The organism is Glaciihabitans sp. GrIS 2.15 (genome assembly GCF_035984695.1).
Lineage (GTDB): Bacteria > Actinomycetota > Actinomycetes > Actinomycetales > Microbacteriaceae > Lacisediminihabitans.
The window spans coordinates 239,021-262,853 of record NZ_JAXCHU010000004.1; the positions used below are offsets into that span (position 1 = coordinate 239,021).

At 64.1% G+C, this 23,833-nt stretch carries 23 protein-coding genes; 16 read left to right on the top strand and 7 right to left on the bottom strand.

Annotated features, from left to right (window positions below; translation table 11 throughout):
• Nucleotides 1-26: 26 nt before the first annotated feature.
• Entirely contained in the window at nucleotides 27-437 is a 411-nt protein-coding gene (locus RCH11_RS07820; RefSeq protein ID WP_327056429.1) for an SRPBCC domain-containing protein, read from the bottom strand.
• A gap of 105 nt (nucleotides 438-542) precedes the next feature.
• Between RCH11_RS07820 and RCH11_RS07825 the strand changes: the two genes are divergently transcribed.
• The 3 genes from RCH11_RS07825 to RCH11_RS07835 all read left to right on the top strand — a co-directional run bounded on the left by RCH11_RS07825 (nucleotide 543) and on the right by RCH11_RS07835 (nucleotide 2,832).
• Nucleotides 543-1,148 (top strand): CGNR zinc finger domain-containing protein, encoded by a 606-nt coding sequence (locus RCH11_RS07825; protein ID WP_327056430.1) that lies wholly within the window; start codon nucleotides 543-545, stop codon nucleotides 1,146-1,148.
• A 286-nt stretch (nucleotides 1,149-1,434) separates the two neighbouring features.
• A complete protein-coding gene (locus tag RCH11_RS07830) occupies nucleotides 1,435-1,746 on the top strand; it encodes a hypothetical protein (RefSeq protein WP_327056431.1) in 312 nt (103 codons plus the stop codon).
• Between the two features lie 72 nt (nucleotides 1,747-1,818).
• Nucleotides 1,819-2,832: a tyrosine-type recombinase/integrase gene (locus RCH11_RS07835; protein WP_327056432.1), complete on the top strand. Its 1,014-nt coding sequence runs from the start codon at nucleotides 1,819-1,821 to the stop codon at nucleotides 2,830-2,832.
• Nucleotides 2,833-3,072: 240 nt separating this feature from the next.
• Here the strand turns inward: RCH11_RS07835 and RCH11_RS18165 are convergent, their stop codons facing one another.
• Nucleotides 3,073-3,363, bottom strand: a complete 291-nt coding sequence (locus RCH11_RS18165) for a low affinity iron permease family protein (RefSeq protein WP_442789019.1) — start codon at nucleotides 3,361-3,363, stop codon at nucleotides 3,073-3,075.
• Between the two features lie 473 nt (nucleotides 3,364-3,836).
• On the opposite strand from RCH11_RS18165, the gene RCH11_RS07840 reads away from it, so the two are divergent.
• Together RCH11_RS07840 and RCH11_RS07845 are read left to right on the top strand one after the other, a co-directional pair.
• Entirely contained in the window at nucleotides 3,837-5,318 is a 1,482-nt protein-coding gene (locus tag RCH11_RS07840; protein WP_327056433.1) for a phospholipase D family protein, read from the top strand.
• A gap of 341 nt (nucleotides 5,319-5,659) precedes the next feature.
• Nucleotides 5,660-6,049 (top strand): DUF6458 family protein, encoded by a 390-nt coding sequence (locus RCH11_RS07845; protein WP_327056434.1) that lies wholly within the window; start codon nucleotides 5,660-5,662, stop codon nucleotides 6,047-6,049.
• On the opposite strand, the gene RCH11_RS07850 is transcribed toward RCH11_RS07845, so the two are convergent.
• Nucleotides 6,036-6,341 (bottom strand): DUF427 domain-containing protein, encoded by a 306-nt coding sequence (locus RCH11_RS07850; RefSeq protein ID WP_327056435.1) that lies wholly within the window; start codon nucleotides 6,339-6,341, stop codon nucleotides 6,036-6,038. The two genes, RCH11_RS07845 and RCH11_RS07850, sit on opposite strands and share 14 nt — an antisense overlap.
• A 104-nt stretch (nucleotides 6,342-6,445) precedes the next feature.
• Here RCH11_RS07850 and RCH11_RS07855 point away from each other — a divergent pair, with 104 nt between their 5' ends.
• From RCH11_RS07855 to RCH11_RS07865, 3 genes are all read left to right on the top strand, one after another.
• Nucleotides 6,446-6,925 carry a hypothetical protein gene (locus RCH11_RS07855; protein WP_327056436.1) on the top strand — a complete coding sequence of 160 codons (480 nt, stop codon included), beginning with the start codon at nucleotides 6,446-6,448 and terminating at the stop codon, nucleotides 6,923-6,925.
• A gap of 40 nt (nucleotides 6,926-6,965) precedes the next feature.
• Entirely contained in the window at nucleotides 6,966-7,583 is a 618-nt protein-coding gene (locus tag RCH11_RS07860) for a DUF1684 domain-containing protein (RefSeq protein ID WP_327056548.1), read from the top strand.
• Nucleotides 7,584-7,796: 213 nt separating this feature from the next.
• A complete protein-coding gene (locus RCH11_RS07865; protein ID WP_327056437.1) occupies nucleotides 7,797-9,362 on the top strand; it encodes a DEAD/DEAH box helicase in 1,566 nt (521 codons plus the stop codon).
• 308 nt (nucleotides 9,363-9,670) lie between these two features.
• Here RCH11_RS07865 and RCH11_RS07870 read toward each other — a convergent pair whose 3' ends face one another.
• Nucleotides 9,671-10,210, bottom strand: a complete 540-nt coding sequence (locus RCH11_RS07870) for an NUDIX hydrolase family protein (protein ID WP_327056438.1) — start codon at nucleotides 10,208-10,210, stop codon at nucleotides 9,671-9,673.
• A 79-nt stretch (nucleotides 10,211-10,289) separates the two neighbouring features.
• On the opposite strand from RCH11_RS07870, the gene RCH11_RS07875 reads away from it, so the two are divergent.
• On the top strand, nucleotides 10,290-14,888 hold the full coding sequence (locus RCH11_RS07875) for an ATP-dependent helicase (RefSeq protein ID WP_327056439.1): 4,599 nt from the start codon (nucleotides 10,290-10,292) through the stop codon (nucleotides 14,886-14,888).
• A gap of 33 nt (nucleotides 14,889-14,921) precedes the next feature.
• A complete protein-coding gene (locus RCH11_RS07880) occupies nucleotides 14,922-15,698 on the top strand; it encodes a DNA-formamidopyrimidine glycosylase family protein (protein WP_327056440.1) in 777 nt (258 codons plus the stop codon).
• Nucleotides 15,699-15,759: 61 nt separating this feature from the next.
• On the opposite strand, the gene RCH11_RS07885 is transcribed toward RCH11_RS07880, so the two are convergent.
• On the bottom strand, nucleotides 15,760-16,212 hold the full coding sequence (locus tag RCH11_RS07885) for a hypothetical protein (protein WP_327056441.1): 453 nt from the start codon (nucleotides 16,210-16,212) through the stop codon (nucleotides 15,760-15,762).
• A gap of 147 nt (nucleotides 16,213-16,359) precedes the next feature.
• Between RCH11_RS07885 and RCH11_RS07890 the strand changes: the two genes are divergently transcribed.
• Both RCH11_RS07890 and RCH11_RS07895 read left to right on the top strand, forming a co-directional pair.
• On the top strand, nucleotides 16,360-17,136 hold the full coding sequence (locus RCH11_RS07890; RefSeq protein ID WP_327056442.1) for a hypothetical protein: 777 nt from the start codon (nucleotides 16,360-16,362) through the stop codon (nucleotides 17,134-17,136).
• 26 nt (nucleotides 17,137-17,162) lie between these two features.
• A complete protein-coding gene (locus RCH11_RS07895) occupies nucleotides 17,163-17,792 on the top strand; it encodes a DedA family protein (RefSeq protein WP_327056443.1) in 630 nt (209 codons plus the stop codon).
• Nucleotides 17,793-17,832: 40 nt separating this feature from the next.
• On the opposite strand, the gene RCH11_RS07900 is transcribed toward RCH11_RS07895, so the two are convergent.
• On the bottom strand, nucleotides 17,833-19,380 hold the full coding sequence (locus RCH11_RS07900) for an ABC-F family ATP-binding cassette domain-containing protein (RefSeq protein ID WP_327056444.1): 1,548 nt from the start codon (nucleotides 19,378-19,380) through the stop codon (nucleotides 17,833-17,835).
• Here RCH11_RS07900 and RCH11_RS07905 point away from each other — a divergent pair.
• Together RCH11_RS07905 and RCH11_RS07910 are read left to right on the top strand one after the other, a co-directional pair.
• Nucleotides 19,364-19,945 carry a hypothetical protein gene (locus RCH11_RS07905; protein ID WP_327056445.1) on the top strand — a complete coding sequence of 194 codons (582 nt, stop codon included), beginning with the start codon at nucleotides 19,364-19,366 and terminating at the stop codon, nucleotides 19,943-19,945. The two genes, RCH11_RS07900 and RCH11_RS07905, sit on opposite strands and share 17 nt — an antisense overlap.
• A gap of 34 nt (nucleotides 19,946-19,979) precedes the next feature.
• Nucleotides 19,980-20,123 (top strand): ribbon-helix-helix protein, CopG family, encoded by a 144-nt coding sequence (locus RCH11_RS07910; RefSeq protein ID WP_327056549.1) that lies wholly within the window; start codon nucleotides 19,980-19,982, stop codon nucleotides 20,121-20,123.
• 1 nt (nucleotide 20,124) lies between these two features.
• On the opposite strand, the gene RCH11_RS07915 is transcribed toward RCH11_RS07910, so the two are convergent.
• Nucleotides 20,125-21,375, bottom strand: coding sequence for an alpha-hydroxy-acid oxidizing protein (locus RCH11_RS07915; RefSeq protein ID WP_327056446.1), 1,251 nt, complete (start codon nucleotides 21,373-21,375; stop codon nucleotides 20,125-20,127).
• Between the two features lie 782 nt (nucleotides 21,376-22,157).
• Between RCH11_RS07915 and RCH11_RS07920 the strand changes: the two genes are divergently transcribed.
• Nucleotides 22,158-22,625 (top strand): hypothetical protein, encoded by a 468-nt coding sequence (locus tag RCH11_RS07920; protein ID WP_327056447.1) that lies wholly within the window; start codon nucleotides 22,158-22,160, stop codon nucleotides 22,623-22,625.
• Nucleotides 22,622-23,644, top strand: coding sequence for a serine/threonine-protein kinase (locus RCH11_RS07925; protein ID WP_327056448.1), 1,023 nt, complete (start codon nucleotides 22,622-22,624; stop codon nucleotides 23,642-23,644). The genes RCH11_RS07920 and RCH11_RS07925 overlap by 4 nt, the downstream gene beginning before the upstream one ends.
• Nucleotides 23,645-23,833 lie beyond the last annotated feature (189 nt).

The window sequence follows — 23,833 nt, forward strand, 5'->3', positions numbered from 1 at the left end:
GCACCGCTCTGCGTGGCTCTCCGGCGTCAGCGGTTCGGGTCGAAAGCGGCCGCCAGGTGGGCTGCAACGTTCTTCCAGTGACCCAGCATCATTCGTCGTTCCTCACGATCAGCGAGGCGTTCATGATGGATGCCGATGGTCGTACCGCCGACCACCTCCTTCACCGAGACCTGAAGCGTAGAGTCATGCGGCCAGTCGTCCGGGTGCCAGGTGAGCCGCACTTTCGCGTTATCGGTGTAAGAACGCACCTCGCCGGCCACGCCATCCGCCGTGCGGTAAACCTCGCCTTTCGCATGCGGGAGGGTGGTTTCTCCCAACCACAGCGGGAGCCCTTCACCCAGCAAGAATTGCCAGACGACCTCGCTCGAGGCGGCAACGGTCTGGCGAACTCCGACCTCCCAGCCGGCATCCTTGGTCTTCCCCGTGGTGTCGGTCATGTGGCTCTCTCTCCTGGTGATGCTTTCGACTCTGCCATGAGCGGTGCGTCGAGCGCACGTCTGCGGCAGGGAAGTGGATACGAAGTAACTGACTATATTGGTTACATGCATGCGACGGAAGGCCGCCCCACCGGCCAGAAGATGACCGTGAGTGACGGCCACACCTGGTGGTTCGATTCCGGGTCGCTTTCGATCGACTTCGCCTATACGGGCGCGATGGATGGTTCGGGCTGCGAGACGATGCACGCGGCATCCGATCTCACAGAGTGGTTGATCGGGCGGTTTCCCGAGGTCATCGATGGGGCCACCGACCGCGACCTGATCGATGCGCGTGCCCTGCGCGGTTCCCTCGCGCGAGCCGCCACCGCGCGCAGTCGCGGCGACGAAATCCTTTCGGATGACGTGGACGTGATCAACCTGTTCGCCGCGACCCCCGACATTGCGCCGTCACTGATCGGGGGCACCCGGCAGGCAGGACGTTCCCGCGCCAAGGCAAGCCAGGCCCTGTCCGTGCTGGCGAGGGAGGCCGTCGAATTGTTCGCGGCGAACCCGACCGACCGCATCCGGGAGTGCGCGGCAGCGGACTGCACGCTGGTGTTTTACGACGAGTCGCGCTCCAACAATCGCCGGTGGTGTTCCATGCAGCGCTGCGGCAACCGGGCGAAGGTGCGGGCCCACCGGGAGCGCAACTCTTCTGTACCGCCCCGCTGACCACCCGTCCGTTGGGCCGCCATCCATCGTCGACCACTCCCCAAAACGCAGGAGATTCGCCAGCGAGACGCAGTTCGTGGCACCGATCACGCTCTTTCGTGGCTCATCTCCTGCGTTTTCGGTACCGGCGCGGGGCTCTAGCCGACCTTGACTTCTTTCCAGAATGCGACGTACGCCTGGAACGAACTTTTGAATCTGCCAAAAAGCCCGGAATTCCGCGGATCTGACGCGCTATGAAGGCGTGTGACGCCGTGGCTCTGGGTACACCTTTGGGTGCACTTAGCTCATGGCAAGTAGGCGGGGAGCGGGCGAGGGAAGTCTCGCAAAAAACGCAAACACAGGGCTCTGGGAGGTTCGAATCGAGCTCCCGCCGGATCCGCTGAGGGCTGCGCGCAGGCAGAAAGTGGTTCGGCGCAAGAACAAGAGCGACGCGATCGAGCAGATGCGAAAGCTGAAGTCCGAGCTAACCACCCGCGGTGATCTCCCGACCGGCATCCCTACCGTCGCGCAATGGACAGACTTCTGGCAAAAGAACATCGACATCACCCGGTCAAAAGCGAAGACGCGGGCCGGTCGACGAATTCACCTCAGCCAGTAGATTCTCCCGGCAGTCGGCAAGGTCAAGCTTGATCGGCTGGACGATCGAGATCTTCAGCGCTTCGTCCAGCGCATGGTCGTAGCTAAGGGCCTGTCAACGACAACCGCTCGTGCGGCGTGGATCACTCTCGAAGCCGTAATGGACGCAGCGGTCCGGCGACGCATCCTCGGTTCGAACCTGATGAAGACCAGCGACTTCAAACCAAAGCGCGCCATCCCCAACATCTCAGTACTCAAGGCCGACGACGCGATCAAAGTCATCCGCACTTCAATCAAGGACCGGCTCGCCGCCCGCTGGGCACTGGCCCTTCTCACCGGAATGCGGCAAGGCGAGGTCCTCAGGATAGAGCTCGACCAAGTCGATCTCGTCGCAAACAAGATCACCATCGCCTGGCAACTTCAGACGCTCACCTACAGTCACGGGTGCAAGAAACTCGAGAACGGTGTCTGGGAATGCGGTTGGACACTCGGGCACAAGTGTCCGCAACGGTTCCTCGACGCAAACCCCAACGACGAGATTCGCCAATTGAGCGGCGTGCAATATCTGGTGCGCCCGAAGACGATCCGATCACAGCGTGAAGTTCCACTCGTGGGCGCACTCCGTGACGTCGTCGCAAGTAGAGTCGACGCCGCCAAGAATGAACCCAACCCATATAACTTGCTCTTCACGGGGGACCCCAAGCGGAGGTGGTACCCCGGCACAGGCGCGGTCGAGACGCTGCCGCTCGACGGCAAGCCCATCGACGCTTCCACCGATTCAAAGGCATGGCGCTCCGTGCTCGAACGAGCGGGAGTTCCGAACGTACGCCTTCACGATGCGCGCCGCACGACAATCTCGCTGCTCTATACGTTGGACATACCGGAACCTGTCATCGAAGACATTGCCGGACACAGCGATCCTGAGATTTCGCGCCACTACCGCGAAGTAGATCTAAAGCCGGCCGAGCAGGCTCTGAGAAAGCTGGACGAGCTCCTCCGGGTCGGAGTTGGTATTCGACGCTTCTCTCGCTCTTCGACTCCAGACGGGGTAAAGCTCAGTTCTCCCGATTCCTCGCCTAAACCTCATAGTCGGCCGTCAATGATTTAGGAGAGGCGCTTCTCGCGGTCCGCTCCGCTCCCCGCGCTACGCCCCAACCACATGCGAGTCGGACAATGTCTCGGCCAGAAATCGGTTCAACCTTTCTCTGCTCCATCAAGTGCCGTCAACGCCAACCGGAAATGGGGTCATTCGTGTTATTCGATAGCTGAGCCACTGTCGTGTGGTGCCCGAGTTATGCGGTCGGGAGAAGCCCCCGTCGGCGGCGGCCGCAATAGATGTCATCTCCAATCAGTTAGTTGGTGACGGATCTGTCCTGAGGGCTCGTTCTCGGTTTGCATGACTGGCGTCCGTTATCGCGCCCAATTCGTCGTCGGACGCATCTTCTAACGCGATCAGCCGGTCGTTAGCAGTCGGTTGGGCTTGCAATAGTTCGTCAAGCTTGCGATGAGTTACCGCCTGCTGTCGAGCTTGCGTGTGCTGGAGCACGAAGACCATCAATACCGTCACGGATGAACTCACAACGGCGAGGACGCTCTCCCACGGTCGAGGAAAACCCGTCACGAACCCACCGCGATCCACGTCACTAGAGCACCCACCGCAATCAGGCCAGTCCTGGGATGTTCAGTGGCCGTCCCGATGCGATGTAAGACGCGACTGCTCCACCGTTTGCTCGGCGCGTTCGCTGACTCGTCCCGAGCGATTTCGCGAGATCGATCCAGTCGCTTTCCGTTATCGGTGTCCGTCGATATTTCTTTGTTATCCACGTTCTCCACAATCGGGAGGTCGGGCATCCTTCCTGACAGAACGCCGCAGCGCGCCGCGGCATTGTGCTGACTGAATGCACGTAGGGTGCCTCATTTTCGGCGGGTACGCGGCGACACAGCGCGTGGGCAGGTTACCGATGCCGTAAGGTGCGTCGGGTGGGCAGTGATCCCGGTACTTGGTTCCTGAGTCGCGGCGAGCGGGCGAATCCAGCCTCGGACGTGCACGCGAGCGACCGAGAGGCTTCGTCTTGGTCGGAAGGCAACCTCGTGAAGCCTCTGATTCATGGAATGACATACTTCGCTCGGCTGCATGACGAACTCACGTCGTTGCACGCGGGGGACCGTGTATGGTTCACCGACTGGCGTGGGGACGCCGACGAGCAGTTGTGGGCAGGCGGACCGTCAATCGGTGATCTACTCGCGGATCTAGCTCGTGCCGGAGTGGAAGTTCGGGGGCTTGTGTGGAGATCCCACGGAGAGCGCGTGGCATCCCCAATTAGCGGCCGATCAAACGAGCTCCTTGGTCGCCAGATCAACGACGCGGGTGGAGAGGTGTTGCTGGATCAGCGAGTGCGCCTGTTCGGCTCCCATCACCAGAAGTTCTTCGTCATCCGCCACACTGACGACGCGTCGCGGGACATCGCATTCGTTGGCGGGCTCGACCTCTGCCATAGCCGTCGCGATGACGCCGATCATGCGGGCGACCCACAAGCGCTGAGCATGGATTCCCGTTATGGCAAACAACCCCCGTGGCACGATGCCGCCCTCGAACTGCGGGGCCCGGTGGTGGCAGACCTGCTGTCAGTTTTCGCTGAGAGGTGGAACGATCCCGCTCCCCTCGACAGGCACACTCCCTACCGGATGCTGCTGCAACGTCTTGCACATATGCCCCGGCACCCCAAGTCGCTCCCAGACGCTGCGCCCCCACCACCCCGGGCAGGCCCGCATGCTGTGCAACTGCTGCGCACCTACGGGGTGAAACGTCCGCCATTCCCCTTCGCGCCGGCCGGGGAGCGCAGCATCGCCCGCGCCTTCGCGAAAGCTTTCGCCCGTGCCCGCTCGCTGGTCTACATCGAGGATCAGTACCTCTGGTCAACAGAAGTCGCTGCGACTCTCGCCGGGGCTCTCGAACGGAACCCCGAATTGAATGTGATCGTCGTGGTGCCCCGCTACCCCGACTCTGACGGACCGCTCACTGGGCCGCCTAGCCGGATCGGGCAATTGCGTGCAATCGGGATGCTGCGCCGGGTCGCGCCAGACCGGGTCGGTGTGTTCGACCTAGAGAACAGTGTTGGAACTCCGATCTACGTCCATGCCAAGATCTGCATCGTCGATGACATTTGGGTCACCTGCGGCTCAAGCAACTTCAACCGTCGATCCTGGACCACCGATAGCGAGCTGACCTGCGCGGTCCTCGATACCACCGACGGAAACGGGGAACCGACTAGCTCAGAAATCGGCCGTGACCATTCCCAACCTCTGGCCCAGAACCTCCGCCGTCAACTCTGGGCCGAACACCTGGGATTGGATCGGAATGATCCCCGACTTGACGACCCGGCCGCTGGCCTCGAACTGTGGAACAGCACCGCCGACGTTCTCGACCACTGGCACGAAACGGGTCGCCGCGCTCCACGACCCAACTCACGCGCACGCCACCACACTCCTAAACCCGTGACGCCTATCCAACGACTCTGGGCACTCCCCCTCAGCCGCCTCGTTCTGGACCCTGACGGCCGCCCCCGCCAGCTGCGCGGTACCGCGCAGTTTTAGGCAAATAAGAGCGACGCCACGACAGTCAATGCGGCAAGTGGCGCTTGGGTGCAATCTAACCATGCGGGCCGGCCAGCGCGCCCGCAGGTTAGGTCACGGGCAGGTGGCGCCGACTGATGTTCCCGGGGCTCGACGCACTTCGTCCGCCGGTCGACGCATTGTCCCTGACGGTGATGGGCTCGGCGAAACCCAGCCAATCGAAATTTCCGATGTAATTTGGGAGCCGCTCAACTCCGCATCAAACCCACCGCCATCAGCCATCGCGTGACGGGGCTCAGGCCACAACCGCCGGCGATCCTGCGGAATTTCTTCACAATCCATCAGAGCAATAGAAGGTGATCATGAGTCTTGGTTTAGGTATTTTCCTCATCGTCGTCGGTGCGATTCGCACATTTGCTGTCCACGCCACCATCGCAACCGTAGACCTGCAAATCGTGGGTGAGATCATGATGGGCGCGGGCGCGCTTGTAGTGCTCCTGGGTATCGCGCTGATTCTACGAAAGAGGCAAAGCACCGAAACAACGCGAATCAGCCAAGATCCGGTTAGTGGAGATCAGGTAACTCGACGCGAGCATCGGGAAGATGCGATTCAGTCGAGAAGCGACAACAAGAGAAAAGTGATCTGCCCGGGGTGCTCTGGCAGCTGGTCTCATCAAACGCCTTCGGGTACACCCCTGGGTACACCCGGGGCACGAACCCCAGCAAATTACTGGGCTACTAGCCGACCTTGACTTCCTTCCAGAACGCGACGTAGTTACTGAAGTCCTTGCCATCGGTGCGGGCAAAGGCGGTCTCGTAGGGGTGCGGGTAGCTCCAGGCACGATCCTGCAAAAGGGCGTCCCCGTCCTTCACGCTGAAGTACTGGCACTCGCCCTTCCATGGGCAGGTGTATGGGGTCTTACTATCGACGAGAAATTCGCTGTTCACGCTCGACGGTGGGAAGTACCAGTTGCCTTCGATCTTGATGAGGTCGTCCTGGGGAGCGTCGGCGATAACGACGCCGTTGAGTAGTGCCTGGGTCATGATTCCTCCTGGAAGCGATGTGGGTTCTTACACGCGATAGGCGCTAGGCGCAACGCTACGCGTGCAACCTGAATTCCTTCAGGCGCCGATGGCAGACTTGAGTGATGCGAATCCTCCTCAAGCTCGTGCTCGATTGCACCCCGGATGCCGCCTGGGACGCCGTGCGCTCGCCGCGGGGTATGCAGCAGGTCTCAGCGCCATTCTCCACCTTCGAATCTCTCGAGCCCGGTGGATTTCCTGCCCGCTGGTCGGCCGGTGAGCACCCGGTGAAAATCTCGAGCTTCGGGTTGGTGACCATTGGGGAACAGGTGATCGGGATCTCCTACCCCGAAAGAAGCGACGACGTGCGCGTACAGGTGGATACCGGCCGGGGACTCAGCGGCCCACTTGCCCTCGTGACCAAATGGCAGCACTCCATCGCGATCGCATCCGCGCCCGGTGGTCGCACGCTGTACCGCGATCAGCTCGTCTTTGAGGCTGGCACGATTGCCCCGCTGCTCTGGGTGGGTTACTGGGCATTCTGGCAATGGCGCAGCGTCCGCATCCGCTCTCTCGCCCCCACCTGGAAGGCCGGCCCCTCGTGAGGCGCACTTTCATCACCAGCACGTGGTCGCGCTGGGTGCGATGATCACCGCCCTGCAGGTTGCCGATTGGCGGCGGCAGATCTTCGCCCTCTACGCGGAGGTGCGCGCGGCGACGGACCTCTTCGCCGCACACGACCTCTGGCGTCGCGAGCGCGATCGGCTGTTCGCGACGCATCCGTCCACTCCGCTGCTGCCCGACGATCGCACGGTCTTCACCGGCTTATCGACCACGTCCTACGACCCGGACTGGCGCTTCGAGGTCGAAGTCACTCCAGCCGAATCCCGACACCTGGACGTCGAGACCGGGACCGACGGAATCGTGCCGTTCGACCTGATCGGCGTCGCTGAGGTTCCCGGGGTCGGTTCCCTCGATATCTGGAAGCTCGGTAGCTACGGCGGCGGCCTCTTTGTGCCGGTGAAGGACGCGCTCGCCGGTCGCCCCGGAGGCACCTACGGCGGCGGCCGCTACCTCCTCGACACGATCAAGGGGGCAGACCTCGGCCCGGGTGCCGCGCTCGATTCGCTCGTGCTCGACTTCAACTTCGCTTACAACCCCTCATGCGCATACGACCCGGCCTGGGCCTGCCCGCTCGCGCAGGCCGGCAACCGAATCGCCGTCGAGATACCCGCGGGCGAGCGGTATTCAGGGGCTCACTGACACGACCTGCTAGGGTTTTAGGTCTTGCGAGTCCATGTTGGTCTCCCTGCGTCGTTGAACGCTCCCTCTTCTCCCCATCGTGGCACCGTGCCACGGACGGGTTGCAGATACTTTCTACGGCGATCGATTGTGGCCACTGCCGCTCTCGCCACTTCACACCCGGTCTCGACAGGCTCGATCACTCGGCGTGTGGTCCTATCCGAAAGCTTCATTTTGTCTGAATCAATTTCTTCCTTCGGCGCGCTCGGCGTGCCAGCAGTCCTCGTGGCGGCGCTGTCCGCACAGGGCATCGACTCCCCTTTTCCGATCCAGGTCGACACCCTGCCCGACACGCTTTCCGGGCGCGACGTGCTTGGTCGCGGCAAGACGGGCAGCGGCAAGACCCTGGCGTTCGCCATCCCGATGATCGCGCGGCTCGGTGGCTCACTCGCCGGCGGGCAGCGCCGCCCCGGTCGTCCGCTCGCGCTCATCCTCGCCCCGACCCGTGAACTCGCTACCCAGATCACCGTGGCGCTCACTCCCCTCGCTAATGTCTACGGACTGAAATCGGTCACCATCTTCGGTGGCGTCTCGCAGCAGCGCCAGGTCGCGGCGCTCAAGGCCGGCGTCGACATCGTCGTCGCCTGCCCTGGTCGTCTCGAAGACCTCATGAAGCAGGGCTTCGTGCAGTTGGATGCCGTCGAAATATCCATCCTCGACGAGGCCGACCACATGGCCGACCTCGGCTTCCTCCCCGTCGTCACGCGGATTATGGACAAGACCCCGCAGTCCGGGCAGCGCATGCTGTTCAGCGCCACGCTGGACAACGGCGTCGATCGCCTCGTGAAGAAGTACCTCCATAACGAGGTAATGCATTCCGTGGATGAGGCCACCTCGCATGTCAGTGCAATGACACACCATGTGTTCGAGGTCGATTCGGTCGAAGCCAAGCGTCTGCTCGTCGAGAAGCTCGCCTCCGGCACCGGCCGTCGCATCCTGTTTATGCGCACCAAGCATCACGCCAAGAAGCTCGCAAAACAGCTCACTGACGCGGGAATTCCCTCCGTTGACCTTCACGGCAACCTCTCGCAGGTGCAGCGCGACCGCAACCTCGCGTCCTTCGCCGCCGGTGACACCCGCGTCCTCGTCGCGACGGACGTCGCGGCACGCGGCGTGCACGTGGATGACATCGAACTTGTGATCCACGTCGATCCGCCAGCCGAGCACAAGGCCTATCTGCACCGCTCGGGCCGCACCGCTCGCGCCGGCAAGGAGGGCGAGGTCGTCACGATCGTGCTTCCGACCCAGCGCCGCGACACTGCAGCACTGTTGAAGAAGGCCGAGATCACCGTCACCCCGCAGCACGTGACCGCAGACTCGGCCGCAGTCCACGCCCTCGTCGGCGACGTCGCAGCCTGGGTCAAACCGGCTCCTCGCGCCGCCGCCCAGGTCCAGGGTGCTCCTCGTGCCCGTTCCGGCGGACAGCGCCAGTCTCAGGGCGGACGATCGGCGGGACAGGGCGGCTCACAGGGCGGCTCACAGGGCGCGAACGCCCAGCGCAAGCGCGCCAACCGCGACGGCGCTTCGGCGGCGCCCGCGGTCGGTGGCTCGCGAAACTTCTACAGCACCGCGAGCGGTGAGGGTGCCGCATCCGGCGCTCCTCGCACGGGCGGCGCTCCCCGAAGCGGCGCTCCCCGCGGCGGTGCGGCATCCGGTGCCGGTCGTGCCGGATCCGGCGGCGGACTCATCGGAATGTCCCAGGGCGGCGGACGTCGTCGCAGCGGCGGCGGCGGCCGCTAACCCAGCCACACACGAGAGGGCCCTCGCGTTCATGCGGGGGCCCTTTTTCGCGGGCGGAATGTCAGCGCATCACGCTCTGTGCATCACGCTCGGCGCATCACGCTCGGCGCATCACGCTCTACGCTCCGCTCTGCCCATCACGCTCTACGCTCCGCTCCACGCACCGCGCTCCATGCTCCGCTCCGCTGAGTGACACGCGCGCCCGAAATTTCGGGCACGCGTGTCACTCGCGGCCGCAGAGGCGGCAGGGGAGACGGAGCAGGCGGCAGGTACGGGGCAGGTGCAGCGCAGGCAGCGCAGGCAGCGCCTCAGTACAGGCGGCCGACGGAGGCCAACGCGGCACGCACGAGCGCGCCACGACCGCCCTCCATCTCGGCAGAGACTGATTCGGATGCCGCTTCCTGCGGGGTCATCCACGTCAGTTCGAGGGCATCCTGCCGGGGGTCGCAGGTGCCGGTCACGGGCACCACGTAGGCGAGGGAGACCGCATGCTGGCGGTCATCAGTGAACTGCGAACCGGGGAACGGAAAATACTCAGCGACCGAGAAGGGTATCGGGCTCGCGGGCAGCAGCGGGAAGGCCATCGGTCCGAGATCCTTCTCGAGATGGCGGAACAAGGCGTCGCGCAGGCTCTCGCCGTACATCACGCGCCCCGAGACCAGCGTGCGGGTGATCGCGCCGGCCGAATTGGCCCGAAGCAGGATGCCGACCTGGGTGACCTGGCCGACGCCATCCACCCGCACCGGCACGGCTTCCACGTAAAGCAACGGTAGTCGCCGCCGGGCCTCGGCGAGCTCCTCATCGGACAGCCAGCCGGAGTTCGGGTCGGGAGTGCCTACGGAGCTCATGCTCCATTGTCACGTATCGGTGGCGCGCACTGTGACGGCTGACCGGGAGACTGTCAGAGGTTTGGGCAAAGATAGGTCTATGAGCAACGTGCTCGGGCGATTCTCCCCGGCGACCCGAGACTGGTTCTCGGGGGCATTCCCAGCGCCCACCCCCGCCCAATTGGGCGCCTGGGAGGCCATTACGACCGGGGCGAATGCGCTCGTCGTTGCGCCCACCGGGTCGGGAAAAACCCTCGCCGCGTTCCTTTGGGCGATTGATCGGCTGGCAACCACTCCGGCACCCGAGGACCGCAACCTCCGCACCCGTGTGCTCTACATCTCCCCCCTCAAGGCCCTAGCAGTCGATGTCGAGCGCAACCTGCGCTCGCCCCTCGTGGGGGTCACTCAGACCGCAAAGCGGCTCGGGATGTCTCCGCCGGAGGTGACCGTCGGCGTGCGGTCGGGCGACACGACGTCGGGCGACCGGCGCCTGCTGCAACGCCTGCCTCCGGACATCCTGATCACGACTCCGGAGTCGCTCTATCTCATGCTCACGGCGTCGGCAAGGGACACGCTGCGCGGGGTCGAGACGGTGATCATCGATGAAGTTCACGCGGTCGCATCGACCAAACGAGGCGCTCACCTCGCACTGTCGCTCGAGCGGCTCGACCTGCTGCTGGAGAAGCCCGCCCAGAGAATCGGGCTCTCGGCGACCGTGCGGCCACACGAAGAGGTGGCCCGGTTTCTCGCCGGCAATGCTCCCGTCACGATAGTCGCTCCTCCGTCAACGAAGAAGTTCGACCTGAGCGTGGTCGTGCCAGTGGAGGACATGACCGAGCTCGGTACGGCGCCGGCGGTGCGAGAGGGGTCGGCGGCGGCATCCACCGAAACAACGCAGGGCTCCATCTGGCCCCACGTGGAGGAACAGATCGTGGATCGAATCCTTGAGCATCGATCCACAATCGTCTTCGCAAACTCCCGTCGGCTGGCCGAGCGCCTGACCGCGCGCCTGAACGAGATCTACGCGCTTCGGCAGGAGGAGCGCGAGCCGGAGCGCGAGCTGGAGCTGGTCGGGCTGGCGCTTAACCCCTCCATCGCAGGCCCGGTCGGCGCAGGGGTCTCGGAATCGCTTCGCGATTCTTCCAACTCCACCGCGCTCCTCGCACGGGCCCACCACGGCTCCGTATCGAAGGAGCAGCGTGCCTTCATCGAAGACGACCTGAAGTCTGGACGACTGCGCTGCGTGGTGGCAACCAGCTCCCTCGAACTCGGTATCGACATGGGCGCTGTCGATCTCGTGATCCAGGTCGAGTCCCCGCCGAGCGTCGCGAGTGGACTCCAACGGGTTGGTCGCGCCGGTCATCAGGTGGGCGAGGTGTCTCGCGGCGTCATCTTCCCCAAGCATCGGGCCGACCTCATCCACTGCGCAGTGGCGAGTGAGCGGATGTCCGCCGGGCTCATTGAGGCGATGCGAATCCCGCAGAATCCGCTCGACGTGCTCGCGCAGCAGACCGTTGCCGCGGTGGCGCTCGACTCCCTCGATGTGGACGAGTGGTTCGATACCGTGCGGCGCAGCGCGCCCTTCGCGAGCCTCCCGCGTTCGGCCTACGACGCCACTCTCGACCTGCTCAGCGGCCTCTATCCCTCCGATGAATTCGCGGAACTGCGCCCGCGTATCGTCTGGGATCGCGTCGGCGGCACGATCACCGGCCGCCCGGGCGCCCAGCGCCTCGCGGTGACCTCCGGGGGGACCATCCCGGATCGCGGACTGTTCGGGGTGTTCATGGTGGGGTCCGGCACCGGGGACCGAGCGCCCGCGCGAGTCGGCGAGCTCGACGAGGAGATGGTCTACGAGTCCCGGGTCGGCGACGTGTTCGCGCTCGGGGCCACCAGCTGGCGAATCGAAGACATCACCCACGACCGCGTGATCGTCTCACCCGCGTTCGGGCAACCGGGCAAGGTGCCATTCTGGAAGGGCGACGGCATCGGTCGCCCGGCCGAACTCGGGCGCGCGATCGGCGAGTTCACTCGCGAGATCGCGAGCGGCTCGACGACGGATGCTCGCACCCGCGCCGTGCTCGGAGGGCTCGATCACCGCGCCGTCAACAACCTCGTGTCGTTCATCGACGACCAGAAAAAGGCGACCGGACATGTGCCGAGCGACCGCACCCTGGTGGTGGAGCGCTTTCGTGACGAGCTCGGAGACTGGCGGGTCATCCTTCATTCCCCGTACGGCATGCAAGTGCACGCGCCGTGGGCGCTCGCAATCGGAGCGCGCATCCGCGAGCGATTCGGGCTCGACGGGGCCGCGATGGCGAGCGATGACGGCGTGATCCTGCGCATCCCCGACACGGAGAGCGAGCCGCCCGGGGCGGAATTGTTCGTCTTCGACCCGGCCGACCTTCGCGACATCGTGACCGAAGAGGTGGGGGGATCCGCGCTGTTCGCCTCTCGGTTCCGAGAGTGTGCGGCCAGGGCCCTATTGCTGCCGCGGTATAACCCCGGCCGACGATCCCCACTCTGGCAGCAGCGGCAGCGGGCCTCGCAGCTGCTGGATGTCGCGCGCAAGTATCCGAGTTTCCCTATCGTGCTCGAGGCAGTGCGCGAAGTGCTGCAGGACGTCTACGACCTGCCCGCGCTCACGGAGCTTGCCAAGCAGATCGAGAGCCGGCGCATCCGCATCGTCGAGACCGAGACGGAACAGGCGTCGCCGTTCGCGCGCTCCCTGCTGTTCGGATATGTCGCTGCGTTCATGTACGAGGGTGATTCGCCGCTCGCCGAGCGCCGTGCCGCCGCCCTGTCGCTCGATCCCACTCTCCTCGCCGAACTGCTGGGCCGGGCCGAGCTGCGCGAGCTCCTCGACCCGGCCGTGATCGAGCAGCTCGAGCTCGAGTTGCAAAGACTCGCCCCGGATAGGAGAGCCCGCGATGCCGAGGGCGTTGTCGACCTGTTGCGCATGCTTGGCCCACTGTCGGAGCCGGAGATCCAGCAGCGCCTCGATCCCACCAGCGGGCTCGTGGGTGCAGCGCTCGACACGGCCTTGGCTGGGCTCGCCCGATCGAACCGTATCTGGCGTGCGGGAAGCGAGCGCTGGGCGATCATCGAGGATGCCGCCCGCCTGCGTGACGCGCTCGGCACACCGCTGCCGATCGGCATCCCCTCCGCGTTCATCGAGCCCGTTGACGACCCGCTCGGCGATCTCGTGAGCCGGTTCGCTCGCACCCATGTGCCGTTCACCGTGGCCGCCGTTGCCGACCGCCTCGGACTCGGAACGGCCGTGGTGCTCACCTCCCTTCGTGCCCTCGCTGGCCAGCGGCGGGTCGTCGAAGGCGAGTTCCGCCCGGGCGCGAGCGGCAGCGAATGGTGTGACGTTGAGGTCTTGCGTCGCCTGCGCAGCCGTTCGCTCGCGGCCCTCCGTCACGAGGTCGAGCCCGTGGATGCTGCGACCCTCGGTCGCTTCCTCCCGTCCTGGCAGCACGTGGCTGAACCGCTGCGCGGGGTCGACGGTCTCGCCGCGGTGATCGATCAGCTCGCCGGAGTCGCGCTGCCCGCATCCGCCTGGGAGTCACTGGTGCTTCCGGCGCGGGTGAAGGACTACTCGCCGGTGATGCTCGATGAGCTCACCGCCGCGGGAGAGGTCATCTGGTCTGGCGGGGGCGCACTCCCCGGCAATGACGGCTGGGTGAGCCTGCACCTGGCCGACAGCGCCAGTCTCACCCTGCCCGAACCGACGGGAGCCGAGACCACCGAGTTGCAGCGATCGATCCTGGCGAGCCTCGCCGGTGGCGGAGCCTACTTCTTTCGACAGCTGTCCAATGCCGTGGGTAGTACCGATGACAAAGAGCTGCTCGCGTCGCTCTGGGACCTCGTGTGGTCGGGGCTCATCACCAACGACACCCTCTCTCCCCTGCGCTCCTACCTCGGGGCAAGCACGACTAAGGCCCGGGCAGTTCCGCGTTCGCGGGCCTTCCGCGGCCGCGCCCGCCCCACGATGCCCAGTACCGGCGGTCCCCCGAGTGCGGCTGGCCGCTGGTCGCTGCTGCCTCTCGCTGAGCCGGATGCCACGGTGCGCGGCGTCGCGACAGCGGAGCTGTTGCTCGAGCGCTATGGCGTCGTCACCCGCGGTGCGGTCGTGAGTGAGGGCATTCGCGGCGGATTCTCGCTCGCGTACCGGGTGCTCAGCGGTTTTGAGGAGACCGGTCGGGCCCGGCGCGGCTACTTCGTGGAGGGCCTCGGCGCCGCCCAGTTCGCCACCGGTGCCACGGTCGACCGACTGCGCTCGTTCGCCAGGGAGCCCGACTCCGAGCACGACCCAGTGGCGATCACCCTGGCGGCAACCGACCCGGCGAATGCCTACGGTGCCGCACTGGCGTGGCCGCCCGCGGCGATCATCGAAGGCGCGGACGATCTGAAGCGGGGACATCGTCCCGGCCGCAAAGCCGGAGCGCTCGTCGTGCTCGTCGACGGCGGGCTCGCCCTCTATGTCGAGCGCGGCGGCAAGACGATGCTCACGTTCGCGGAGACCGAGCGCGGGATGACGGCCGCGGCCCACTCACTGGCCGCAGCGATACGGCGCTCGGGCGGACGACTCAGGGTCGAGCGGGTAAACGGAGACTTCGTGATCGGGACCGCGCTGGGAGAGGCTCTCGTCGAGGCCGGCTTCAGCATTACTCCACAGGGCCTGCGGCTGCGCGGGTGAGGTGGATCGCTGACACCATGACAGGACACGGACATGCCTGAGGGTGACACCGTCTATCGCACGGCCACCAACCTCAACGCCGCGCTTGCCGGGGGCGAACTGGTCCGCTGCGACATCCGCGTTCCGGCCTTCGCAACGGTGGATCTCACCGGCGACACCGTGGAAGGCGTGGTGAGCCGGGGCAAGCACCTGCTGATCCGGGTCGGCGAGTACAGCATCCATAGTCACCTCAAGATGGAGGGTTCCTGGCATCTCTACCGGCACGGCACCAAGTGGCGTCGACCGGAGTGGCAGGCACGCGCCATCCTCGCCACCGCCGAGTGGGTGGCCGTTGGCTTCCAGCTCGGCACACTCGACGTGGTTGCCCGCGACGACGAGGCGAGTGTCGTCGGCTATCTCGGCCCCGATCTACTTGGCCCGGGCTGGAACGCTGATGAAGCGCTCCTGCGCCTCACCGCCACCCCGGCCCGAGCAGTCGGCCTTGCCCTGCTCGACCAGCGTGTGATGGCGGGACTCGGCAACGTCTATCGCAACGAACTCTGTTTTCTCGGCGGCGTGCTTCCCACCCGGCCGGTCGGCGAGATCGAGAAGCCGGCGAGGCTGGTGGCTCTTGCCCACCGGCTGATCGACGCCAACAAGAACCGAGTGGACCGCACCACCACCGGCTCGCTCCGCGGGGAGACGGACTGGGTCTATCGACGCAAGGGAAGGCCGTGCCTGCGCTGCGCAACGCGGATCGAACATGGCGAATTGGGTGAATCAGCGCTGCAATTACGGGACATCTATTGGTGCCCGAGGTGCCAGAGCTGATCCGAACTGATCTGGCTACGACAGCAGGTGATACCGGCGGTGCCCGCCAGCCAATGCGGGGTCAGCGGCGGCGCGAAGCGAGCAGGAACAGAGTCGCCGTGGCCGTCGCGAGCCCCAGTATTACCAGGAGCGGTGCGGCGATCGTGTAAACCAGCACGAGGTTGTAGTCGAAGGCTGTCGTACCGGCAGTGGTGTTGAGCCGATCCATCCGATCCGCGATGTAACGGATGGTCAGCAGCCCGGCGGCGACGAACACAAGGCTGAGCGCCCACAGCCCCGCGAGGTATGGATCGAATCGCCGGGGAGCAGGCTGATCCTCCCCTGGGTCAGGGTGCACCGTCCGAAACGCTGAGGGTTCGGCGTCCATGACGGGCATCGGATGCTCGACGAGTTCCGGTACAGCGGTGCGCTCCGGCGGGGCCGACGGTCGTGCATGCACACTCGGGTCGTAGCCGGGCTGGAAGGCCGGATTGAAGCGGGGGTCAAACCTGCCGCTGGAGGAGATGTCCGTCATGGTGACATTGATCCTAAGCTGCCCTCATGCGACGGTCCCGATTTTCAGGACTTAAGGCCCGCGAAGCCCCGAGGCGGAATGTTAGGGTGGCCTAAGTTGGGCCTGTTAATATGTGCCGGTCCTCTTATTCGAAGGGGTTCATTTTAGATGAGCTATGTCAAATCCGCTCTTCTCGACGAAAAGGGCTTCGTCATCCTGGATCCGTACGACCAGGCCGCCGATTCCCCGGAGTGGACGGACCTCGAGTTCGTGGATTGGAAGTCATCTGGCGTAACGCGGTTCGCTCCCCTCGCCAGCGCCTTCGGTGAGATCGAGGTCAACGGGTTCTGGAACCACACCCCGCCGCGCACCGACAAGGACGGCGTCTGGATCGACTCGCAGGTCGCCAAGGCCCCGCACCTCACCGACCGCGCCAAGGAGCCGGGTGCCAACATCGGGCGCTGCCGCGTGATCGAACTGCAGCCCAATGTGTATTCCGACACCCTCTACAATCTCCACCAAGACGACAACAACCGTCTGAATCCCGACGGCTCCGGCTGGATCGTTCGTGGATTCTTCAACCTTTCGGATGACGCGGAATCGTTCATGACGCTTCGTGAAGACCGCTTTGACCCGACCAACGAGGTACGAATCGCGCTCCCGGCGGGCGCTCAGATCATCGTCGACACTCAGCGCTTTTGGCACGCGGTCTGGCACAAGGGGCCCGAGCCGCGCTACTGCCTCATCACCTCCTGGGAGTCGGGTCCGCAACTCGACACGTACATCGAGAAGTACCACGGCACCAACGTTCACGAGAATCCTCCCCTCGCACCCGAGGTCATCCGGGCAGCCGAGGCTGATGTTCAGCGCCGTCTCGCCGAGCGCGCCGCGGCTCTTGCCTCCCGAGGCGAGACAGACGAGGGTGCGATAGACCCCGAGGCCTAGACCACCATGGCTAGCGAAGGACTCGGATGACTCACCTCGCCGCGCTCGACGGCCAGGTCACGAGCTGGCTCGACCTGTTCGGCCCCATCGTCTTCTACCTGATCGTGTGGGGTCTCGTTTTCGCCGGTACCGGACTGTTCGTCGGCGTCTTCATCCCCTTCATCACCGGCGATTCCCTGCTGTTCGCCGCGGGCATCCTCTCGGCCGGGCACAGTGGCATCAACATCTGGGTGCTCGCCATCGGTGTGGGAATCGCCGCTTTCCTCGGCGACCAGGTCGGATTCCTCCTCGGTCGCCACTACGGACGCCCCTACCTCGATCGCCGCACCGGCGCGTGGGTGCAGCGCAGCATCAGTCGCGCGGAGAAGTTCTACACCGACCTGGGCTGGTGGGCCGTGGTCGTGGGGCGTTTCATCCCGTGGGGCCGCGTGCTCGTGCCGCCGATCGCGGGGATCGCCCGCATGGATTACCTCAAGTTCGTGGCGGCGAACCTGGTCGGCGCGCTCGTCTGGGGCGTGCTGCTCACGGTGACCGGGTACTTCGCGGCGAGCATCCCCGCGGTGAAGTCGGCCGCCTACCTGATCGGTGGAGCTTTCATCCTCGGCGCGATCATCGCTGGCATCCTGTCTTGGAGACGCAACCGCGTGGTGGCCTGAGGCCCTGCTTCGCTGAGGCCTGCATGCGGGAAGCACCCTCTCACCGGGCGTCGAGGCGGGAAGGCTCGATCCGCTCGAGCGCACCGCCGGGCAGCATCCGATACCAGCTGTCGATAGCGAGTCTCTGCAGGAAGTCGAGGTCGTGGCTCACAACGAGCAGGCCCCCGCGGTTACTCCCGAGCGCACCGACGAGCTGATCGACGCTCTGGATGTCGAGGTTGTTGGTCGGTTCGTCCAGCACCAGGAGCCGCGGTGGCGGATCCGCCAGAAGTAGTCGAGCGAGCGCCAGCCGAAACCGTTCACCCCCGGAGAGGGTGCCGACGGCCCGGTCCACCGCCTCCCCACGGAACAGGAACCGCGCCAGACGGTTGCGCAGCTCTGCGTCCGCGACGCCCGCGCTGCGCACGGTCTCGAGCACCGTGGCCCGGGCGTCGAGCCCGTCGAGACGCTGCGGAAGGTACCCCGTCCCGTGCCCCGATGCCACCTCGTCAAGCAGTGTCGTCTTGCCCACGCCGTTGGGGCCGACGATGGCCACCCGCTCCGGCCCCTGGATCACGACCCCGCGAAAGTCTGCGAGCCGGCGAGACGCATGAACTCCGGGGTCGGGGAGGTCGATGTGGATGGATACATCAGCCCGCACTCGCTCGGAGGCGCGGTCGAGAGCGGCGCGAGCATCCGTCACCGAGGCGTCCAGCGTGTGACGGCGCTTACCTGCCGTGACCTGCGCGTCGGAACGTCGCTGGTTGCGCACCGCCCTCGTGAATTTCTTATTGTCGAAGTCGGTACGGCCGGAGCGTGCACTCCGGGCAATTTTGGTCTCGGCCTCGATGCGCTGCCGGCGCTCAGTGCGCACCACCTGCTCGGCCGCGCGTTCGCCGGTGCGCGCTGCCGCCTGCTCAACATCGATCTGGGCGAGGTAGGTGCTGTACGGTCCGCCGAACATCCGCAGCGCACCGTCATGGAGCTCGGCGGTATCGTCCATGAGCTCGAGCAGCCGGATGTCGTGACTCACCACGACGAGCGAACCCCGCCAGCGGCTCACCAGGGTCTCGAGCCGTTGTCGCGAATCGATGTCGAGATTGTTGGTCGGTTCGTCGAGCAGCACGATGGGCGCGTTGCACAGGCGTAGTCCGGCGATGGCTACGAGCATCGACTCCCCGCCACTGAGAGTAGAGATCGTGCGGTCGAGATCGGTGTCGACGCCGATGTCTCGCAGCGCTTCGGCCGCCTCGGTCTCCACATCCCACCTCTCCCCGAGCTGCTCGAAGTTGGCGACAGAGACTTCACCGGCCTCGATGGCCCGCAGGGCATCCACCTGCTGGCGCACGCCGAGGAGGTCGGCCACCGTGCGATTCGTCTCGAGAATGATCGTCTGGGCAAGGTAGCCGACATCACCGGACACCTGGATGCTGCCGCTCGATGGTTGTTCACCCCCGGCGATCAGCCGAAGCAGCGTCGACTTGCCGGCCCCATTGCGGCCGACGAGCCCGGTTCGACCGGAGCCGAAGCTCGCCGTGATGCCGTGGAGAGCGGACGACCCGTCCGGCCAGGTGTGCCCGACGGCGTTGAGGATGATTGATGAAGGCATGCGACTCCCGATGGCCAGTGAGTGCACTGACCCGGATGCCGCGCTGCACGTATCACCTGCAGCAGCGGTCGAGAAAGGTCAGCGCGTGGACGCGGGAGCTTTCTTCAACGGAATAGTCCTGACGAGAGGGAATGGGACGCTCCAAGTCTGCCCGAGCGGCCAGAGCCTGTCCAGAGGGGCGCCGGGTATCTCTTTATCCTCACCGGAAAGCTCGAACGTGGCCTCCCCACATTTTCTGGGTTGTGAAGTGCTAGTTATCACGACGCCGGAAAACTCCGCGCATGCTTCGATCACGATCTTTTTCGTTATACGAGAATCTCTCGACGTTGACACCTCCGCGAAGAAGCACAGGATTTCGGCTTCGGACGATCCGCTCGAGATCGTGATCCTGACCTTTGATGACGGCAGGGAACTGGTCGTCCACGCCATGAAGGCGCGAACGAGCTATTGGCAATTACTTCGGTGGCAGGAGACAGACGATAGACAAGAGCAACACCGCGGCTGGTCGGCCCGTAACAGATCAGCACATCACGGACTGGGCACACGCGGCCGAGGTCGGATATGACGTTGCAGCGCTCAAGAAGCGCGGTCGCCCCCGGATTGGCGGCGCGGTCGCTCAGGTCGCTACCCTCCGACTCGATCCCGGATTGGATGCCGCACTGACCGCGCGCGCGGAGCGGGACCAAACAACCCGAAGCGGTGTGATGCGGGATGCGCTGAGGTCCTGGCTCGAAGCATCCTGACTCAGACCACTGCTTCCCGCGGAATCGAACCCGCACTCGCATACCCCGCCAGCCCGAGCACGATGTCGAACTCGGCGATGATGTTGCGCAGCGCGTCGTAGGCACCCTGCTCCCCCGCGATCGCCAGCCCGTAGGTGTACGCGCGTCCGACGCAGACGGCGGATGCTCCGAGCGCAAGAGCCACGAACATGTCAGCCCCCGAGCGGATGCCGCTGTCGAACAGCACAGGAACGGCACCGTTCACCCTCTCCGCTATCCCGGGCAGGGCATCCAGCGATCCAATGGCATTGTCGATCTGGCGACCCGCGTGGTTGGAGACGATGAGGCCGTCGATGCCGGCGGCGAGGGCGCGGGACGCGTCATCCGGATGCTGGATGCCCTTGAGCACGATCGGCAGGGTCGTGCGTTCGCGCAGCCAGGCGAGGTTCTCCCACGTGAGGGTGGACCGCGAGAACACGTCGAGGAAGGTGTCGACGGAGGCGCGCGGCAGCGGCGAGCGCAGGCTTCCGCCCGGGTAGTTGCGGGTCATGTCGAGCAGGGTGCGGATGGTGGCCGGCCGTATGCGTGCCTTCACGGCGGGCTGGTTGCGGGCAATCCTCTCCTCCACAAGCCGCCGGAACACCGGGTCGCTCGTGTACTGCGCGATCCCCTTCCCGTGGGCAAACGGCAGGTAGCCGAGGCTGAGATCGCGCGGCCGCCAGCCGAGCATGTGCGTGTCGAGCGTGACCACGATCGCCTGGGCTTTGGATGCCTCCGCTCGATGCACGAAGCTCTCAACCAGCTCATCCGAGGTCGACCAGTACAGCTGGAACCAGCGCGGTGCATCCCCCATCGCCTGGGCCACGCGCTCCATGGGAACGGATGCCTGCGTCGACAGGATGTACGGAACCCCGAGCCGCGCGGCCGCCCGCCCCACAGCAATGTCGGCCTGCTTGTCGACCATGCCAAGTACCCCGACGGGGGCGGCAAGGAGTGGGGTCGGGTATCGGTGGCCCAAAAGTTCTATCGAGAGGTCGCGCTGGTCGATGTCCCGCAGAACGCGCGGCACGATCTTCCAGCTGTCGATCGCCGCTCGGTTGGCGGCCTCGGTGGACTCGTTGCCTGCAGAGCCTGCTACGTACGCCCAGGCTTCCATCGACATCGCGCGCTTCGCGGATTTGGTCAGGTCATGCCAGCTGGCCGGAATTGCGGGCCTTGAGCCTGTTGACCCATTCCGGAAAATGGTGGACTGAATATCGCGACTGAAGCCCATAGGCACCTCCTTGCTCAAGAGGTTCAGGCTAATCGTGGCAAGCACGCAGCCGGGGCGAAAGCCCCTCGGAGACCAAGTTGAGCCGCGGATCTATGGAGCCCAACACCGATGACTCGAGACGACCAAGCGTATTGCGGTCACCGAACACAACGGTGTGCACGCGAAGATGGGCATGCCTCCATGCCGTAAGAACTGATTCACCGGCCTCGTGCTCCACACGTGCCTCGGCGAAAATCGCGCCGAAGCGTGGAGCCTTTGCGCCGACCCCGCAAGTGCCGCGACCGGATACGGGTCCATAACGTGCTCGACGAGACCTTCCCGCTCGGCCATTTAGTCGCACCAGCCAAGCCCACATAGATCTGGCCGGCGGGCATCGGAAGACCCGATCCTACTGCCAGATCTCCCGCACCTTTGGCATTCACCCACCAGCCGTAGAGGCCGGGTCCCGTACCTCTCGCGCGATGTTGGGCGATGAACTCCAGCGGCATCAGGGCAAATTCCGCATCGAGAAGTGTCCCCACAACGACCGCCGTTTCGGGATGTTCGAGTTCTCCGCCTTGTTCTGCCGAATGGGTCATGCCGCGAATGCACCTAGCCCGGCCGACAAAACGGCCCCTCTGGGCCTTCGACGCAGCTGGGTGTCACGACCCGTTTCAAGCCATCGGGCCAAATAGCGACGAGCGGACTCGATTGCATTGCCGCCTAAACCCTCCCACGAATCGATCGAACGCGGGCTAGCCTTGAGCGCCTGCTCAACCAACTCCCAGAAATAAATTTTGAGGATGACCGTGATAACCGCCCTAGGAATTGAATGCACTAAGAGTTCAATAATGTGGGCTGTGATAAGAGGCACCACGGCTGACAACGCCGCGCTAGTGGAGTGCGCAAAGAGTGAAATGCCGAAGAATGCTTTACGCCCGTTAGGTCTAAATTGGGCCTATCACGAAATGATTGAGCTCGAGCGCCGCTTCAATCCCGACGAAGTGATTGTGAAGCGGGCTGAACTTGGCCAAAATATGCGACAAGCGAGTCTTGAACATGCCGAATTGGACGGCGTGGTTCTGGCTGCACTTTACGAGGTTCGAGTTAGCGTCCAAGCCATTCCATGGGCCACCTTGGCTCGCAGGCTTTCTGCGACCAACAAGGCATCCGCGCTCGCAATAGTGCAATCATCAGCCGCAGGTTCGGCCGTTCCGGCTGTGCGCCACACAGCCGTCGCTGCCGCCCTCTCCATATTCGGCACAAGTTGACTTACACGACAATCGAACTACTCGGCGAGGGGGCATTCGGCCAGGTTTTTCTAGAGCGAGACGATGCGCTCGACCGCTATTGCGCAAAGAAGGTACTCAATAAGCCCTCGAATCCGTCTCAGCAGCGGATAAGCGAAGCCGCGCTAATGGAGATTACGAAGTACGAAAATGTTGCGCGTGTTTATCAGGCTGATCATGAAGGCGACGTTCCCTTCATTCGAATGGAGTACCTGCCAAAGCGCAGCACGCTTGACTGTTACCACGGTAAACCCGTACCAGTTCTGGCCGCGATAGAACGCCTGAGCGATGCCGCAAGAGGCTTAGAGCATTTGCACAACAATCGAGTGCTCCACCGAGACATAAAGCCAGGAAACCTTTTGCTGAGCGAAAACGGCACACTTAAGATTTCAGACTTTGGTCTGGCGAGGTCGATGGACGATGAAAGCCCATCGTTGATTGCATACGAACCTCACTTGGCTCCAGAGGAGGTGGGGAGTGGTAGCTATTTTGGCTCGGTCGCAGCCGATATCTATGCACTGGGGGTGACCGCGTACCGGCTACTAAATGGGGAGCAACTGTTTTGGTCATCGGTAAGTCGAGCTCCTAATCTCAGGCGAGCGATTGAACTAGGTCGAGTCCCTGACCGAACCAAATGGCTGCCGCATATTCACGCTCCCTTGCGGCACGCTGTGTCGCGAGCGATAAATCGCAAGCCGGAGAAGCGTTTTGCTAGCGCAGCAGACTTTCGGCATGCACTCGAACAATCAAGACCCGTGGTGGGCTGGGAGATGTCGCGCAGAAGCGGGTCTGTTACGTGGAATGGTTACAAGTCAGGTGAACTTACGTGGCTGGCAGAGTTTTCAGTCAGCGGACACGAAATTAACTTCGACGCAAGAAAAGTCGGAGCAAATGGCAAACATCGTCGGATGAGCTTGGCCAATTACAAGGGTGCTGACATCAACACTGCAACCGCTCACGCCTCCAGAATGCTAAACGGAATTGCTGTGGGTACGTACTAGCGATTCACCAATACCTTTGGACCATGGTCAATTGAATCTCCAGATCGAACGGACCTAGGTGCTGGGCCCAAAACAAACTCCCTGAACCACCCTGAATCTCGTGGGATTCTCAGCAAGACGAGGACTCGATTCCATACGATCACGTTGCGCTCCTTCGAATCTATGTTCGATCTAGCATGCCCGGTCGAC

Coding starts and splice junctions, on each gene's coding strand:
- RCH11_RS07870 (WP_327056438.1), bottom strand. CDS start 10,210: ATGAGCTCCGTAGGCACTCCCGACCCGAACTCCGGCTGGCTGTCCGAT.
- RCH11_RS07895 (WP_327056443.1), top strand. CDS start 17,163: ATGACTCACCTCGCCGCGCTCGACGGCCAGGTCACGAGCTGGCTCGAC.
- RCH11_RS07915 (WP_327056446.1), bottom strand. CDS start 21,375: ATGGGCTTCAGTCGCGATATTCAGTCCACCATTTTCCGGAATGGGTCA.
- RCH11_RS07875 (WP_327056439.1), top strand. CDS start 10,290: ATGAGCAACGTGCTCGGGCGATTCTCCCCGGCGACCCGAGACTGGTTC.
- RCH11_RS07855 (WP_327056436.1), top strand. CDS start 6,446: ATGCGAATCCTCCTCAAGCTCGTGCTCGATTGCACCCCGGATGCCGCC.
- RCH11_RS07845 (WP_327056434.1), top strand. CDS start 5,660: ATGAGTCTTGGTTTAGGTATTTTCCTCATCGTCGTCGGTGCGATTCGC.
- RCH11_RS07830 (WP_327056431.1), top strand. CDS start 1,435: ATGGCAAGTAGGCGGGGAGCGGGCGAGGGAAGTCTCGCAAAAAACGCA.
- RCH11_RS07825 (WP_327056430.1), top strand. CDS start 543: ATGCATGCGACGGAAGGCCGCCCCACCGGCCAGAAGATGACCGTGAGT.
- RCH11_RS07835 (WP_327056432.1), top strand. CDS start 1,819: ATGGTCGTAGCTAAGGGCCTGTCAACGACAACCGCTCGTGCGGCGTGG.
- RCH11_RS07820 (WP_327056429.1), bottom strand. CDS start 437: ATGACCGACACCACGGGGAAGACCAAGGATGCCGGCTGGGAGGTCGGA.
- RCH11_RS07840 (WP_327056433.1), top strand. CDS start 3,837: ATGACATACTTCGCTCGGCTGCATGACGAACTCACGTCGTTGCACGCG.
- RCH11_RS07850 (WP_327056435.1), bottom strand. CDS start 6,341: ATGACCCAGGCACTACTCAACGGCGTCGTTATCGCCGACGCTCCCCAG.
- RCH11_RS07860 (WP_327056548.1), top strand. CDS start 6,966: ATGATCACCGCCCTGCAGGTTGCCGATTGGCGGCGGCAGATCTTCGCC.
- RCH11_RS07880 (WP_327056440.1), top strand. CDS start 14,922: ATGCCTGAGGGTGACACCGTCTATCGCACGGCCACCAACCTCAACGCC.
- RCH11_RS07885 (WP_327056441.1), bottom strand. CDS start 16,212: ATGACGGACATCTCCTCCAGCGGCAGGTTTGACCCCCGCTTCAATCCG.
- RCH11_RS07900 (WP_327056444.1), bottom strand. CDS start 19,380: ATGCCTTCATCAATCATCCTCAACGCCGTCGGGCACACCTGGCCGGAC.
- RCH11_RS07905 (WP_327056445.1), top strand. CDS start 19,364: ATGATTGATGAAGGCATGCGACTCCCGATGGCCAGTGAGTGCACTGAC.
- RCH11_RS07920 (WP_327056447.1), top strand. CDS start 22,158: ATGACCGTGATAACCGCCCTAGGAATTGAATGCACTAAGAGTTCAATA.
- RCH11_RS07890 (WP_327056442.1), top strand. CDS start 16,360: ATGAGCTATGTCAAATCCGCTCTTCTCGACGAAAAGGGCTTCGTCATC.